General features: G+C 70.1%; 11 protein-coding genes and 1 tRNA gene. All 12 read right to left on the reverse strand.

Translation table 11 applies throughout. From position 1 onward, the window contains the following. Window positions 1–80: 80 nt before the first annotated feature. The 12 genes from prmC to DYE07_RS04540 all read right to left on the reverse strand — a co-directional run bounded on the left by prmC (window position 81) and on the right by DYE07_RS04540 (window position 14,238). Complete coding sequence (gene prmC / locus DYE07_RS15335) at window positions 81–1,532, reverse strand: peptide chain release factor N(5)-glutamine methyltransferase (RefSeq protein WP_115296425.1); 1,452 nt, start codon at window positions 1,530–1,532, stop codon at window positions 81–83. Continuing rightward, window positions 1,529–2,617 (reverse strand): peptide chain release factor 1, encoded by a 1,089-nt coding sequence (prfA, locus tag DYE07_RS04490; protein ID WP_062257153.1) that lies wholly within the window; start codon window positions 2,615–2,617, stop codon window positions 1,529–1,531. The genes prmC and prfA overlap by 4 nt, the downstream gene beginning before the upstream one ends. A 111-nt stretch (window positions 2,618–2,728) precedes the next feature. Then, the gene (rpmE, locus tag DYE07_RS04495) at window positions 2,729–2,944 is read right to left on the reverse strand and encodes a 50S ribosomal protein L31 (protein ID WP_006945964.1); all 216 of its coding nucleotides are present in this window, start codon (window positions 2,942–2,944) and stop codon (window positions 2,729–2,731) included. 252 nt (window positions 2,945–3,196) lie between these two features. After that, window positions 3,197–5,278 (reverse strand): transcription termination factor Rho, encoded by a 2,082-nt coding sequence (rho, locus tag DYE07_RS04500; protein WP_218564389.1) that lies wholly within the window; start codon window positions 5,276–5,278, stop codon window positions 3,197–3,199. A 337-nt stretch (window positions 5,279–5,615) separates the two neighbouring features. Further along, window positions 5,616–6,509 (reverse strand): homoserine kinase, encoded by an 894-nt coding sequence (locus DYE07_RS04505; RefSeq protein WP_237723931.1) that lies wholly within the window; start codon window positions 6,507–6,509, stop codon window positions 5,616–5,618. A gap of 77 nt (window positions 6,510–6,586) precedes the next feature. After that, entirely contained in the window at window positions 6,587–7,690 is a 1,104-nt protein-coding gene (gene thrC, locus DYE07_RS04510) for a threonine synthase (RefSeq protein ID WP_074040422.1), read from the reverse strand. A gap of 1 nt (window position 7,691) precedes the next feature. Beyond that, window positions 7,692–9,044: a homoserine dehydrogenase gene (locus DYE07_RS04515; RefSeq protein ID WP_062257147.1), complete on the reverse strand. Its 1,353-nt coding sequence runs from the start codon at window positions 9,042–9,044 to the stop codon at window positions 7,692–7,694. A gap of 1 nt (window position 9,045) precedes the next feature. Beyond that, window positions 9,046–10,413, reverse strand: coding sequence for a diaminopimelate decarboxylase (lysA, locus tag DYE07_RS04520; protein WP_062257145.1), 1,368 nt, complete (start codon window positions 10,411–10,413; stop codon window positions 9,046–9,048). Window positions 10,414–10,546: 133 nt separating this feature from the next. Then, complete coding sequence (locus tag DYE07_RS04525; RefSeq protein WP_136788686.1) at window positions 10,547–11,275, reverse strand: hypothetical protein; 729 nt, start codon at window positions 11,273–11,275, stop codon at window positions 10,547–10,549. A 375-nt stretch (window positions 11,276–11,650) separates the two neighbouring features. Next, window positions 11,651–11,722: transfer RNA gene (locus DYE07_RS04530), tRNA-Arg, on the reverse strand. Between the two features lie 60 nt (window positions 11,723–11,782). Beyond that, window positions 11,783–12,889 carry a hemolysin family protein gene (locus tag DYE07_RS04535; RefSeq protein ID WP_006945979.1) on the reverse strand — a complete coding sequence of 369 codons (1,107 nt, stop codon included), beginning with the start codon at window positions 12,887–12,889 and terminating at the stop codon, window positions 11,783–11,785. Then, window positions 12,886–14,238 carry a hemolysin family protein gene (locus tag DYE07_RS04540; protein ID WP_006946029.1) on the reverse strand — a complete coding sequence of 451 codons (1,353 nt, stop codon included), beginning with the start codon at window positions 14,236–14,238 and terminating at the stop codon, window positions 12,886–12,888. The genes DYE07_RS04535 and DYE07_RS04540 overlap by 4 nt, the downstream gene beginning before the upstream one ends. Window positions 14,239–14,434: the final 196 nt, after the last annotated feature.

Below are 14,434 nucleotides of genomic sequence, written 5' to 3' on the forward strand. Positions count from 1 at the left end.
GCCGAGACGCAGGGCGGGGCGGTGCGAGACCGACATCAGAAGAGGCGCAGGCCCCTGACGCCGACCTCGCGGTGTGTGCCTCAGCGGTGGCCGAGGGCGACGGGGACGCTCGACTCCTCGACGTCGTCGAGTGCGATGGTGTCGTCGGGCTGCAGTTCGTCGACAGACGTGGCGCTACCCGCTGTCGCGTCCGGCGTCGCCCGGGCGCTGACGAGGGCCGCGAGCTCGCGCGGCCACACTCGTTCGCTCGTCGTCTCGAGGTCGCGAACCGACCACCAGCGCCAGCGCTGCATCGTCACCTGCTCCTCGGGCGTGAGTGCCCCCGGGTCGGGCTCGAAGCGTGTCGTGCGCACGGCGTAGAACACGTCGTCCTGACGCACGACCGAATCGGAATACCCGTGGACGACGCGGCGCCGCGCGATCGGCCCGACGAAGGCATCGGCCTCGACCTGCAAACCGGTCTCCTCGAACAACTCACGCACCGCGGCGTCGCGTTCGCTCTCTCCGGGGTCGATGCCGCCACCCGGGGTCGACCACCACGTCGCGGGCGGCGTGAGGCCCTGGTCGGAATCCTCGTAGAGGAGCACGTCGCCGGCGTGGTCGAGCACGAGCAGCCTGACGGTCGCGCGGCGCCTCACCGGGCGTTCTGCGGGGCTTGTGGGCACCTCGAAGCGCGAACCGCCCTCACGGCGGGCCAGCGTCATGCGGGGCTTGCCGGCGAGGTCGGCCTCGTCCCGCGCCCACTCGAAACCACGCCGATCGAGCAGCGCCTCGGGCAGGGATTCGCCCTGGGCGTCTGCATGCTCCATGACGAGCAGACCGCCGGGCTTCAGCAGGTGCGCGGCGCGTTCGGCGATCTCGAGCGGAAAGCGAAGGCCGTCCTCGCTACCGCCGTACAGCGCGATCTCAGGGTCGTGCTCGGCAACCTCGGGGTCGATCGGCACCATGCCGGTGGGCACGTACGGCGGGTTGCTCACGACGACGTCGAAACTACCCTCGAGCTCAGGTAGAGCCTGGCGCGCATCCTCAACGCTCAAGTTGACAGTGAGGCCAATCTGCTTGCAGTTCAACGCTGCCCACGCCGCCGCTTCTTCGGAGAGTTCGACGGCGTAGACCTCGAGGTCGGGACGCTCAGCCTTGATCGCCAGGGCGATGGCGCCCGATCCGGTACACAGATCGACGATGCGCCCCCCGTACGGGGCCGCCTCGAGGGCGGCATCGACGAGCATCTCCGTCTCGGGGCGCGGCACGAACACGCCAGGGCCGACACGCAACTCCAGGCTGCGGAAAGGCGCCCGACCCGTCAGGTGCTGCAGCGGAACACGCCGTGCGCGCTCGTCGACGAGCGCCTCGAAGCGGGCCATGTCCCCGTCGCTGAGCTCGTGGCCGAGCACCTCGCGACGGCGCACCTCGCCCAGCTCGCACCCGAGAACATGGGCGAGCAGCAGCGCCGCATCACGATCCGCGGATTCGATGCCGGCATCCGCGAGCCGCGCCGCAGCACGACGCAGCTTCGCGCGCAACGCCGTCACGCCCCCGACTCCCCCACTGCTGCGAGACGCGCCGCCTCGTCGGCGTCGAGCGCCGACTGGACGACAGCGTCGAGATCGCCGTCGAGCACCGCGTCGAGGTTGTACGACTTGTAGCCCGTGCGGTGATCTGCGATCCGGTTCTCGGGGAAGTTGTACGTGCGGATGCGCTCACTGCGGTCGACCGTGCGCACCTGCGACTTGCGCGCGGCCGAGGCCTCCGCTTCCTTGCGCTCGATCTCCATCTGACGCAGCCGCGCCTTGAGCACGCGCAGCGCGGACTCCTTGTTCTGCAGCTGCGACTTCTCGTTCTGGCAGCTGACGACGACACCCGTCGGCAGGTGGGTGATGCGCACGGCCGAGTCGGTCGTGTTGACACTCTGCCCACCCGGGCCGGAGCTGCGATAGACGTCGATCTTGAGGTCGTTCGGGCCGAACTCGATCTCGTCGTCGTCCTCGTCGAGATCCGGCATGACGAGGACGCCCGCCGCGCTCGTGTGGATGCGGCCCTGACTCTCGGTGACGGGCACGCGCTGCACGCGGTGCACGCCGCCTTCGTACTTGAGGCGCGCCCACGGGGCCTCGCCCGGTTCGGGCAGCCCCTTCGCGCGGACCGTGATGCGGGCGTCCTTGTACCCGCCGAGATCGGCGTCGGTCGCGTCGGCAATCTCGGCCTTCCAACCGCGGCGTTCCGCGTAACGCAGGTACATGCGGACGAGGTCGCCGGCGAACAGCGCCGACTCGGCGCCGCCCTCGCCGGCCTTGACCTCGAGGACGACATCGCGCTCATCGTCCTCGTCGCGCGGCAGCAGGAGCGTGCGCAGTTTGTCGGCGCTCGCCTCCAGATGGGTCTGCAACGCCGGCAGCTCCGCGGCGAACGCGGCGTCCTCGTCGGCCAGCTCTTCTGCCGCACCGAGGTCGTCCTGCGCGATCTTCCAGGCGTGATAAGCGGCGACGGTCGGTGCGAGGGCCGCGTAACGCTTGTTGAGGCGGCGCATCAGCGTCGGGTCCGCATGCGTCGCCGGTTCGGCCAGCTGCTTCTCGAGATCGTCGTACTCGGCGACGATCGTGGCGGCGGAATCAAGCATGACGCTCCTCGCGGACTGAAGTGATGGGGGCGCAGCGCCGGCAGGCGGCGTCCACGGGAATGCAAAACGCCGACCCCGCCCTGATGGGCTGGGGTCGGCGTGGTGCGAAGACTACTTGGCGTCCTTCTTGCCGTAGCGAGCCTGGAAGCGGGCGACACGACCACCCGTGTCCATGAGCTTCTGCTTGCCGGTGTAGAAGGGGTGGCAGTTGGAGCACACTTCGACGTTCATCTTGTCGCTCTTCGACGTGCTGCGCGTCTCGAACGTGTTGCCGCAGGTGCAGGACACCGTCGTGGCGGTGTACTCGGGGTGAAGGTTCTTCTTCACGGGGTTCTCCTAGCTGTTGAGGATGCCGCCGGGTCGTCATCACCGGGATGGTGGACGTGAACCGGAAGCCAACAAACAATCTTGCCAGATCGCCTGACATGGTTCAAAACATCGAGGTGGGACGAATCATTCCCGCCGCCACCCCGCCCGACACGATCGCCCCCGTGACCACTCGCCGCAGGGGCGTCGGGTCTCGGGGGCGTCGTCAGGTGACGTCGTCAGGTGACGTCGTCAGGCGCCTTCAGACGTGGATCAGTTGTCCTCGTCGTCGAGCTTGATGTTCGACGTCTGCTGCACCTGCATGAGGAACTCGACGTTGCTCTTCGTCTTCTTGAGACGGTCGATGAGCAGTTCGACGGCCTGCTGCTGGTCGAGGGCAGCGAGCACGCGACGCAGCTTCCACATGATCTTGAGCTCTTCGCCCGACAGCAGGATCTCCTCGCGACGCGTCGACGAGTTGTTGACGTCGACGGCCGGGAAGATGCGGCGGTTCGCGAGCTGACGGTCGAGCTTGAGCTCCATGTTGCCGGTGCCCTTGAACTCCTCGAAGATGACCTCGTCCATCTTCGAACCCGTCTCGACGAGAGCCGTCGCGAGGATCGTCAACGAGCCGCCGTTCTCGATGTTGCGCGCCGCACCGAAGAACTTCTTCGGCGGGTACAGCGCGGCCGAGTCGACACCACCGGACAGGATGCGACCGCTCGCCGGGGCGGCGAGGTTGTAGGCACGCCCGAGCTTCGTGATCGAGTCGAGCAGCACGACGACGTCGTGGCCCATCTCGACGAGGCGCTTGGCACGCTCGATGGCGAGCTCCGCGACCGTCGTGTGGTCCGTCGCCGGACGGTCGAAGGTGGAGGCGATGACCTCACCCTTGACCGCGCGCTGCATGTCGGTGACTTCTTCGGGACGCTCGTCGACGAGGACGACCATGAGGTGGCACTCGGGGTTGTTCGTCGTGATCGCGTTGGCGATCGACTGCATGACCATCGTCTTGCCCGCCTTCGCCGGGGCGACGATGAGGCCACGCTGGCCCTTGCCGACGGGCGAGACGAGGTCGATCATGCGAGTCGTCAGCACGTTCGGGGTCGTCTCGAGACGCAGGCGCTCCTGCGGGTACAGCGGCGTCAGCTTGCCGAACTCGACACGCTTCTTCGCCTGCTCCACCGTCATGCCGTTGACGGAGTCGAGACGCACGAGCGCGTTGAACTTCTGACGCGCCGGCAACTGCTCACCCTCGCGCAGCGCACGCACCGCGCCGGTGACGGCGTCACCCTTGCGCAGCCCGTTCTTCTTCACGATGTTCATCGGGACGTAGACGTCCGTCGGGCCGGCGAGGTAACCGGTCGTGCGCACGAACGCGTAGTTGTCGAGGACGTCGACGATGCCCGCGACGGGAATGAGGACGTCGTCCTCGCGCACCTCGGGAGCGTCGTCGTCGTAGTCGCGGTTGCGCCCGCGACGGTTGTTGCCGCGCTCGCCCCGGTCGCGGTCGCGGTCGCGGCCGCGCTGACGGCGACGACGGCCACCGCGCTCGTCGTCATCGTTGTTGTGGTTGCGCTCGTTGTTGCGCTCGCGACGGTTGGAGCCGCCGTTGCCGCTGTTGTTGCCGGAGTCGCGGTTGTCGCGCTTGTCGCGGCCGTTCTCGCCCGAGGCGCTGTCGCTGTTGTCGCGACGCTCGCGGCGAGCGCCGCCGTCGGAGTTCTTGTCACCGGAGGGCTCGTTCGAGCCGTTCTCGCGGCGCTGACGACGCTCGTCGCGTTCGCCGTCACGACGGCCACGGCTCTCGCCGTTCGAGGCGTCGTCCTTTGCGTCGACGTTCTTGCCATCGACGGTCTTGCCGTCGGCGTCGTTCTCGGAGCCGGTGTCCTGCGCGGCACCTTCACGCTGAGCGTCGCCCTGGTCGGAACCTGAGTTCTCGGAGGCGCGCTTGCGCTCCTCGCCACCGCGGCGGCCACGACGGGTGCGCTGCTCGCGCGGCTGCTCCTGTTCGTCGCGCGTGGAACGCTCACCCTCGCGGGAGGCAGCGTCGCCTTCGCGGGCGCCGGCGTCACGAGTGGCGCGGCGGGGCTCGTCATCCTGCGGCGCCGGAGCGTCGCCCTGCTCACGGCGGGGCGCCTCGGTGGCGGACGGCGCAGCCTCGGCCTGCTCGCTCGTGGCGCGACGGGCCGTCGGAGCGGTCGAGGTGACGCCCGCGGCCTTGGCGCGGCTGCCGCCGACACCGTTGGCCTCGGCGCGCGCGGCGCGGATCGCCGTCACGAGGTCGACCTTGCGCATCTTGGAGATGCCGGGAATGCCCATGCTCTGCGCGAGCTGCTTGAGTTCGTCGAGACGCATCGCGGAGAGCGCTCCGCGCGGGCTGCTCTGGGCCGGGGCGGGCGCAGACGGTTGTTCTGACACGAAGGTTCCTTCCCCCTCGTTCGGCCCGCGACGAAGAGCGCGGGCGGGATGAAGTTCAGGGGCCGTTCAGATCAGACCCCTGGTTCCCGCCGTCGGAATGACAGCACAGACGGGAACAGCGCACCTGGAAGCGAATGATGACCTGCAGCGAGGCTGAGGCGAGAACGGTGACCCAGAGGTCACGGGCCTGGCGCGACGACAGCGTCGCGTCGTGTGGCATGGTCGAACTCGAGCACCACCCGGGTGCACCAAAACGGTACACCCCGGCGGCGGATCAGCGCGACATGGGGGTGATTCCGCGCGTCGGAACGCTCAGTTCGAGCACCTCGCCGCCCCCAGCGGCATCGTGCACCGCGCTCAGGGCGAAACGTGATGCCAGCGCGAGCACCGTCGGACCCGCGCCCGAGATGACGGCGGGGACGCCGGCGTCACGCAGCGCGTCGACGAGCGCCATCGAATCCGGGTAGGCCGAACGGCGCTGCTCCTGGTGCAGGGCATCGAGCGTCGCGGGCATGAGTAGCGACGGCTCGGTGGTGATCGCGTGAGCCAGCAGCGCTGCGCGCCCCGAATTGCGCGCTGCCACGGCGAGCGGGACGCTCTCGGGCAACGCGGCGCGAGCCGTCGCCGTCGACAGGCGCTGCGCCGGGACGATGACGACGGGCACGACATCGGGGTGCGGGCGCAGGACGGCGGTGTGCCAGTCGCGCGGCGCGTCGGGGCCCTCGAGCACGTCGGCCCAGCTCACCGTCACGCTGCCGTAGACGGAGGCCGACGCGTTGTCGGGGTGGCCCTCGATGCTCGAGGCGACGTCATTGACGAACGCGAGCGTCGCGGCGTCGTCGAGATCGTGCCCGGCGAGCGCCGTCGCGAGCGCGACGCCCGCGACGATCGCCGTCGCCGAACTGCCCAGGCCGCGCGAGTGCGGCACGGCGCCTGTGTACCTCAGCTCCAGCCCTGCGGGCGGCGCGACGTCGAGCGCTTCCCATGCCGCCCCCATCGAGCGCACGACAAGGTGCGAGCCGTCGAGCGGCACCTCACCCGCGCCGCTGCCGCGCGCGTCGACGACGAGGCCGCCGTCCGTCACCTCGGCGCGCGCGTCGTCCCAGACGTCGAGGGCCATGCCGATCGAGTCGAAACCCGGCCCGAGGTTCGCCGTGCTCGCGGGCACGCGAACGTGCGCCGTCGACCCGACCTGAGGCGTGCGGCTCGGCCGGAGGCGGGAGGCGCTGAGCGAACGGGCCATCGTCAGGCGTCGAGGCCGAGCGCGCGCGCCACGGAGTAGGCGTCGGCGGAGACGCGCTCGGGCTGGATGTCGTCGCCGTCGGCGCCTCGCAGGGCCCACTGCGGATCCTTCAGGCCGTGCCCGGTGACGGTGCAGACGATCGTCGCGCCCGCGGGCACGCGGTCCGCGTCGCTCATCTTGAGCAACCCGGCGATCGAGGCGGCCGACGCCGGTTCGACGAAGATGCCCTCCTCGCTCGACAGGATGCGGTGCGCGGCGAGGATCTCGTCGTCACTGACGGCGTCGATGACGCCGCCCGAGTCGTCGCGGGCCTGCTCGGCCTGCCTCCACGATGCGGGGTTGCCGATGCGGATGGCCGTTGCGATCGTCTCCGGCTCGTCGAACGGGTGGCCCGCGACGAGCGGCGCGGCGCCCTCGGCCTGGAAGCCCCACATCGCCGGGGTCTTCGTCGCGACGGCGGCGAGCTCGCGGCCGTCCACGGTCGTGAACGGCGCCGCGTACTCGCGGTAGCCCTTCCAATAACCCGTGATGTTGCCGGCGTTGCCGACGGGCAGGACATGGATGTCGGGCGCGTCGCCGAGCGCGTCGACGATCTCGAAGCTGGCCGTCTTCTGGCCCTCGATGCGGGCCGGGTTGACGGAGTTGACGAGCTCTACGGGGTAGCTCTCGGCAAGCTTGCGCGCGACGTCGAGGCAGTTGTCGAAGTTGCCGTCGACCTGCAGCAGCTGCGCGCCGTGCGCGATGGCCTGGCTGAGCTTGCCCATCGCGATCTTGCCGTCGGGCACGAGGACGGCGCACGTCATGCCGGCCTTCGTCGCGTAGGCCGCGGCGGAGGCGGACGTGTTGCCCGTCGAGGCACAGATGACGGCCTTCGCGCCGTTCTTCGCGGCCATCGACATCGCCGTCGTCATGCCGCGGTCCTTGAACGAACCGGTCGGGTTGAGGCCCTCGTACTTGACGAACACACGCGCACCGACCCGCTCGCTCAGCTTCTCCGCCGGGATGAGCGGAGTGCCGCCCTCCCCGAGCGTGACGACGGGAGCACCGTCGAGCATTGGAAGTCGTTCGGCGTACTCGGTGATGACGCCGCGCCACAGGTGAGCCATGTCAGTTTCCTTCTGCGCGAAGCACGGACGAGACGCAGTCGACGTCCGCGAGCTTCTTGATCGAGTCGACCGTGGCCGCGAGCGCGGCCTCCGGTGCCTGGTGGGTCATGAAGGTGAGGGAGGCGAGGCCATCCTCGGAGCGGCGCACGCCCTGGCGCATGCTCTCGATGGAGACGCCGTGCTCGCCGAACGCGCTCGTCACGCGCCCGAGGACGCCCGGTTCGTCGGCGACCTCGACGCGCACGACGTAACGCGTCAGGGATTCGCCGATCGGCAGGATCGGCAGGTCGGCGTAGGCCGATTCCCCCGAACCGCGCCCGCCGGTGACGCGGTGGTGCGCGGCCTGGACGATGTCGCCGAGGACTGCTGACGCCGTCGGGTCGCCGCCCGCCCCGCGGCCGTAGAACATCAGCTCCCCGGCGAGCTTCGTCTCGACGAAGACCGCGTTGAATGCTTCATGCACGCTCGCGAGCGGGTGCGAGCGCGACAGCAGGACGGGGTGGACGCGGACGTTGACGCCCGCTCCCCCGTCTGCCTCGCCGCGTTCGACCTTCTCGGCGATCGCGAGCAGCTTGATGACGCAGCCCGCGCGGCGCGCGGCGGTGATGTCCTCCGCCGTGATGTTCATGATGCCCTCGACGTGCACGTCACTCGTGCGCACGCGCGTGTGGAACGCGAGGGAGGCGAGGATGGCGGCCTTCGCCTGCGCGTCGTAGCCCTCGACGTCGGCCGTCGGGTCGGCCTCGGCGTAACCGAGCTCCTGCGCCTCGGCGAGCACGTCCTGCAGGTCGGCGCCGGTGCGGTGCATCTTGTCGAGGATGAAGTTCGTCGTGCCGTTGACGATGCCGAGCACCTTCGTCACCCCATCGCCCGCGAGCGACTCGCGCAACGGACGGATGAGCGGGATGGCGCCCGCGACGGCGGCCTCGTAGGACAGGTCGACGCCGTGATCCATCGCGAGCTGGTACAGCTCCGGGCCATCGCTGCCGAGCAGGGCCTTGTTGGCCGTGACGACGCTCGAGCCGTTGCTCAGGGCGCGCGTGATGAGGCTCTTGGCGGGCTCGTCACCACCCATGAGCTCGACGACGATGTCGGCACCGTCGACGAGCGCCTGCGCGTCCGTCGTGAAGGCGTCGGCCGGCAGGCCCGTCTCCGAGCGGTCCTTGCGCGTGTTGCGCACCGCGACGCCGACGATCTGCAGCGGCGCACCGATACGGGCCTCGAAATCGGCGGCGTTCTGGGTCAGCTCGCGGGCGACGGACGTGCCGACGACGCCGCTGCCGAGCAGCGCGATCGTGATCGGCTCGCGCGGGGTCGTCGAGTCGGACGGCATGGCGGATGCGGTGGTGGTCATGTCATTCCCCTTCGAGGGCGAGCAGGTCGTCGATCGTCTCGCGGCGCAGCAGCACGCGAGCGTCGCCGTCCGCGACGGCGATGACGGGCGGGCGCGGGACGTGGTTGTACTGCGAGGCCAGCGCACGACAGTAGGCGCCGGTCGCGGCGACGACGACGAGGTCGCCGTCACGGGTGTCGGACGGGAAGTCGATGTCGCGCACGACGACGTCGCCGCTCTCACAGTGCTTGCCGACGACGCGGGTCGGCGTCAGCTCGTCGCTGCCGCCGCGGTTCGCGAGCGCCGCGTGATAGTCGGCCTGGTAGAGCGCGGGGCGCGCGTTGTCGCTCATGCCACCGTCGACGCTGACGTACGTGCGCACGAGGTCGTCGCTCGCCTGAACGAGCTTCACCGTGCCGACGCGGTAGAGCGTCACGCCGCCGGGGCCGACGATGCTGCGGCCCGGCTCGATCGAGACGCGCGGCACCGGGACGTCGGCGTTCTGGCACGCCTCGCGCACGATGTTGGCGAGCTGCGTCGCCATCTCGGCGGGGTCGAGCGGTGCGTCGCTGGGCAGGTAGGCGATGCCGAAACCGCCGCCGAGGTCGAGCTCCGGCAGTTCGACGCCGTGCTCCTTCGCGACCTGCAACTGCAGGGCGATGAGGCGCGTCGCGGCCTCCTTGAAGCCGGCGGACTCGAAGATCTGGCTGCCGATGTGGCTGTGGAAGCCGAGCAGGTGAAGCTCCGGGCGGGCGAGGACGCGGGCGACGGCGTCACCGATCTGGCCGTCGGCGGCGGAGAAACCGAACTTCTGGTCCTCGTGCGCCGTCGCGATGAACTCGTGAGTGTGCGCTTCGACGCCGAGCTTGACGCGGATCATGACAGGCGCCGTGATGTGGTGGCGCGCAGCGGCGTCGGCGACGCGGTCGATCTCCTCGAACGAGTCGACGACGATGCGCCCGACGCCGTACGCGAGGGCGTCGTCGATCTCGGCGACGCCCTTGTTGTTGCCGTGCATGCCGATGTTCTCGCCCGGCACGCCCGCCTTCTTCGCGATCGCGAGCTCACCCCCCGAGCAGACGTCGAGGCGCAGCCCCTCCTCGGTGACCCACTGCGCGACGTGCGACGACAGGAACGCCTTGCCCGCGTAGTACACGTCCGCCTGGGTGCCGATGGCCGCGAACGCACGCGCGAACGCCTCACGGTAGGCACGGGCGCGGCTGCGGACGTCGGCCTCGTCGATGACGTACGCCGGCGTGCCGAAGCGTTCGGCGATCTCGTCGAGGCCGATGCCGGCGATCTCGACGACGCCGTCATCACGGCGGCGCGCGGTGCGCGGCCACACGATCTGCTCGAGGGCGCCCGTGGGGGCGGCCGACCTGACGCTCACGTGGTCTCCTTGCTGCCTTCTCGCGAGGGGGACGGCGCTGCGCCGAAACGGCCCGGCAGCCCCCGCTGCGCGCGGATCGGACCCGCAGCGATCGCACGCCCACCGCCGCCGGCCGCATCGAGGATCGACGCGTTCAGTACGGCACGGGCGCTGCGACGCAGGCAGCGTCCAGGGTTTCTCGCACGATGCTACGGGCCGCGCTCAGCGCGGGCACATCCGTCCGCGTGACGGGCGCAGCCTCGACGTGACGCAGCATCGCCACCGCCAGATCGTCGATCGCGAGCAACGCAGGACGGGTGCGGCCGGTGCGCGCCGCGTCGTGAAACGCCCGGGAGGTGAGGAGAACAGCCACCCGCAACGGTGCGGGGGTGACGTGGTCCCCACCGTCCGGCGAACGAAAGAGAGCGGCAGAACCGCCGACGGCGAGGTCGTCGCGGGCCGGGGTGTCGGCGCCGTCTCCGTAGGCCAGGGGCTCTACGTCGAAGGTGTCGGCGTCAAGGGCGCCGCTGTCGAGCAGTCCGGTCGCGGCCTCGAGCCGTAACATCGCGGCTGCCTGAGCACGGCGGGCACGAGCGAGGGGGTTCGCGTCGCGGCGGCTCGACAGGTCGTCGAGGCGCTGCCCCAACGTCAGCGGTGGCGTCTTGGACGCACTGAGCAGCGACGCCCACACGAGCGCGTCGAGGCCGACGTCCTGTGCGACGGCGTCCCAGGTGAGGCTCTGGCCGAAGGAGCGCAGCGGCGGGCGGACGCGGCGGACGTCTGCGGCCGCGCCGGCGATGATGCCCGTCTCGGCCCCGCAGCGACCGAGCCACCCGTCCGACGACAGGTCGACCTCGACGTTTCCGCCAGAGGGTCGAGCCACAGCCGATAGCCCCAGGTGCGCGGTGATGAGTGCGGCGATCCGCTGAGCCCTGCCCAAGTCATCTCGATCGGTGGCGGAGCGCTCACGCGACGCCGCGACACGCGGCGCAGGGGTGACGACCCGCCCGTCGGCATCCACGGAAAAAAAGACAGACACCCCGACGTCGCGATCCAGCGCTACCCAAGGATCTGCCGACATCACCGGGCCAGGGTATGCCACGCCGGCTTGATCGCAGGCCGCGACAACGCCCCCTGCAGGACCCGCCCTCCTCGCTACGCTCGTCGTCCTCCCGAATCCTTCGAGCTTGATACAAGACGAACGGAGGCCCGATCCGGCCGCGCGAAGCGCGGCCGGATCGGGCCTCCGTTCGTCTTGTGCCCCCTGCAGGATTCGAACCTGCGCTCCCGCCTCCGGAGGGCGGTGCTCTATCCCCTGAGCTAAGGGGGCATGCGCTCCAGGAGCGCGAGACGAAACCTTACCAGCAGTTCCCGGCGACGGCGGGCATCATCACGCGCGCGGGCGCGCCTGGTCAGCCCGGACGACCGACGCCGACTCGGCCCGCGACGCTCCGGCCAACGCGCGCGCGTCGAAGCGCTGCGTCGCGTCCGCGACCTCGCCGACGAGTTCCTCGAGCACGTCCTCGAGGAACACGACACCGCTCGTGCGCCCGTCGTCACCGACGACGCGCGCGAGGTGCGCGCCCGAGTTCTGCATCGTGACGAGCACGTCCTCGACCTCGTCCCCGGGACGCACCGTCGCGAGCAGCCGGATGCGGCGCGGCGGAACAGGCTCGGTGTACGCCTCGTCCTGCGCGTATAGCACGTCCTTGAGGTGGATGTAACCGCGCAGCTCCCCCGACGTCGTCATGACCGGGAAGCGCGAGAACCCGTGCTTGGCGACCATCGCGTCGACATCGGCGGGCGTCGCGCCCAACGAGAGCGTGACGAGCGAGTCGAGCGGCACGGCCACGTCGCTCGCGACCTTGTCGGTGAACTCGAGGGCCTCACGCACGCGGCGCTCCTGCCCCGACTCGAGCAGACCCTCTCGGTGCGACTCCTCGACGATCATCTCGACCTCCTCGGTCGAGAACGTCGAGGCCGCCTCGTCCTGCGGTTCGATGCCCATGCGTCGCACGATGGCCTTGCTGACGTTCTCGAGCACCGTGACGAGCGGGCGGATCGCCTTCGTCACCCACAGCAGTGCGGGCGCGAGCAGCAACGCTGCCCGGTCGGGCCCGGCGATGGCGAGGTTCTTCGGCACCATCTCACCGAGCACGACGTGGAAGTACGCGACGATGAGCAGCGCGAGCAGCAGGCTGACGACGTGCGTCAGCCCGTCCGGCATGCCCGTCGCCTCGAGGGGGCCGGCGATGAGGTGGTGCACCGCGTCCTCGGCGACGGCACCCAGCAGCACCGAGCAGACCGTGATGCCGAGCTGCGCGCAGGCGAGCAGCGAGGCGACGTTCTCGAGGGCCTCCAACGCCGCAGAGGCGCGCTTCGAGCCCTCCGCGGCCATCGGTTCGAGCTGCGAGCGCCGCGCTGCCATGACGGCGAACTCGGCGCCCACGAAGAACGCGTTGCCGAGCAGCAGCAGGAGCGAGATCCAGAGCATCATCGGGCCTCACCGGCCCGGGTTGCGCCGCCGATGACATCGTCCATCGACTGCCCCTGCACCGCCGGGGTGAACCGGACGCGGTTGACGCGCCGGCCGTCCATCGACACGACGCGCAGGCGCCATCCCGGCAGCATGAGTTCGTCCCCGACCTCGGGAATGCGGCCGACCTGTTGCATGACGTAACCACCGAGCGTCTCGTAGGCGCGATCGTCGGGCACGGGCGCGCCGATGCGATCGACGACCTCGTCGGGGCGCCACAGCCCGGGCACCGTCCAGGACCCGTCGGGCAGGTGACGGCTCGCGTCGTGCAGCTTGTCGTGCTCGTCGCTGACCTCACCGACGATCTCTTCGATGACGTCCTCGAGCGACACCAGGCCCGAGGTTCCGGAGTACTCATCGATGACGATGGCGAGCTGCAGCCCCGCGCCACGCAGGAGCACGAGCAGCGGTTCGAGCGTGATCGTCTCGGGCACGAAAGTCGGCTTGACCATGAGAGCGGTGACGGGCACATCGCCGCGGCGTTCGACGGGCACGGCGATGGCCTTCTTGACGTGGACGACACCGTGGACGTCGTCCCAGTCCTCCCCCAGCACCGGGAAGCGCGAGTGGCCCGTCGACCTCGCTAGCCGGACGACGTCATCCGCCGTCGCGTCGCGATCGACGGCCTCGCAGCGCACGCGCGGGCTCATGACGTCGGACGCGGTGCGCTCACCGAAGTTGAGCGAGCGCGTCAGCAGGTGCGCGGTGCCCTCCTCGATCGTGCCGGCCTCGGCGCTGCGACGCACCATGGAGCTCAGCTCCTGCGGCGTGCGGGCGGCGGACAGTTCCTCCTGCGGTTCGATGCCCATGGAGCGCAGCAGCAGGTTCGCCGATCCGTTGAGCACGACGATGAGCGGCTTGAAGAGGGCGGCGAACACCTGTACGGGCCGCGCGACGATCTTGGCGACGCGAAGAGGCGCGGAGATACCAAGGAACTGCGGGACGAGTTCACCGAAGATCATCGAGAAGGCGGAGGCGAGAACCATCGCGAGGACGGTCGAGGTCGCCGAGGCCGCGCCGCCGGTGACGCCGATGGCCGCCAACGGGGTGCGCAGCAACGCACCGACGCTGGGTTCGACGATGAAGCCGAGGATCAGCGTCGTGAGGGTGATGCCGACCTGCGCGGCCGACAGCTGCGTCGACAGCCCGCGCAGCGAGGCGAGGACGGGGCGGGCGCGTTCGTCGCCGTCGTCGATGGCGCGCTGGACGGAGTGACGATCCAGCGCGACGAGAGAGAACTCGGTGGCGACGAACAGTGCCGTTCCGAGCGTGAGGACAACTCCGAGGAGGATCAATATCCACTGCGTCATGACGCAGTGAAATTACCACGGGCGCAGCCGTTCACCGGGCTCGTTCCACCTCCCGGGCTGGCCTCGACCGGCGAGGCCCGCGCAGTCTCGCGCCGGGGTGGGCCACCTCACCACCGACCGCCTCTCGCGGCGGCGGCGCGGGAGCGATAGGGTGGCAACGTATGCCGTGTACCACACGGCAGTGGAGTGGTTCACC

It is taken from the genome of Dermacoccus nishinomiyaensis, assembly GCF_900447535.1.
Classification (GTDB): Bacteria; Actinomycetota; Actinomycetes; order Actinomycetales; family Dermatophilaceae; genus Dermacoccus; species Dermacoccus nishinomiyaensis.

Excerpts from the sequence above, each read along its gene's own strand:
- DYE07_RS04540 (WP_006946029.1), bottom strand. The coding sequence starts at position 14,238 with ATGACGCAGTGGATATTGATCCTCCTCGGAGTTGTCCTCACGCTCGGA.
- rho (WP_218564389.1), bottom strand. The coding sequence starts at position 5,278 with ATGCGTCTCGACGAACTCAAGCAGCTCGCGCAGAGCATGGGCATTCCC.
- DYE07_RS04535 (WP_006945979.1), bottom strand. The coding sequence starts at position 12,889 with ATGATGCTCTGGATCTCGCTCCTGCTGCTGCTCGGCAACGCGTTCTTC.
- thrC (WP_074040422.1), bottom strand. The coding sequence starts at position 7,690 with ATGGCTCACCTGTGGCGCGGCGTCATCACCGAGTACGCCGAACGACTT.
- prfA (WP_062257153.1), bottom strand. The coding sequence starts at position 2,617 with ATGCTTGATTCCGCCGCCACGATCGTCGCCGAGTACGACGATCTCGAG.
- DYE07_RS04515 (WP_062257147.1), bottom strand. The coding sequence starts at position 9,044 with ATGACCACCACCGCATCCGCCATGCCGTCCGACTCGACGACCCCGCGC.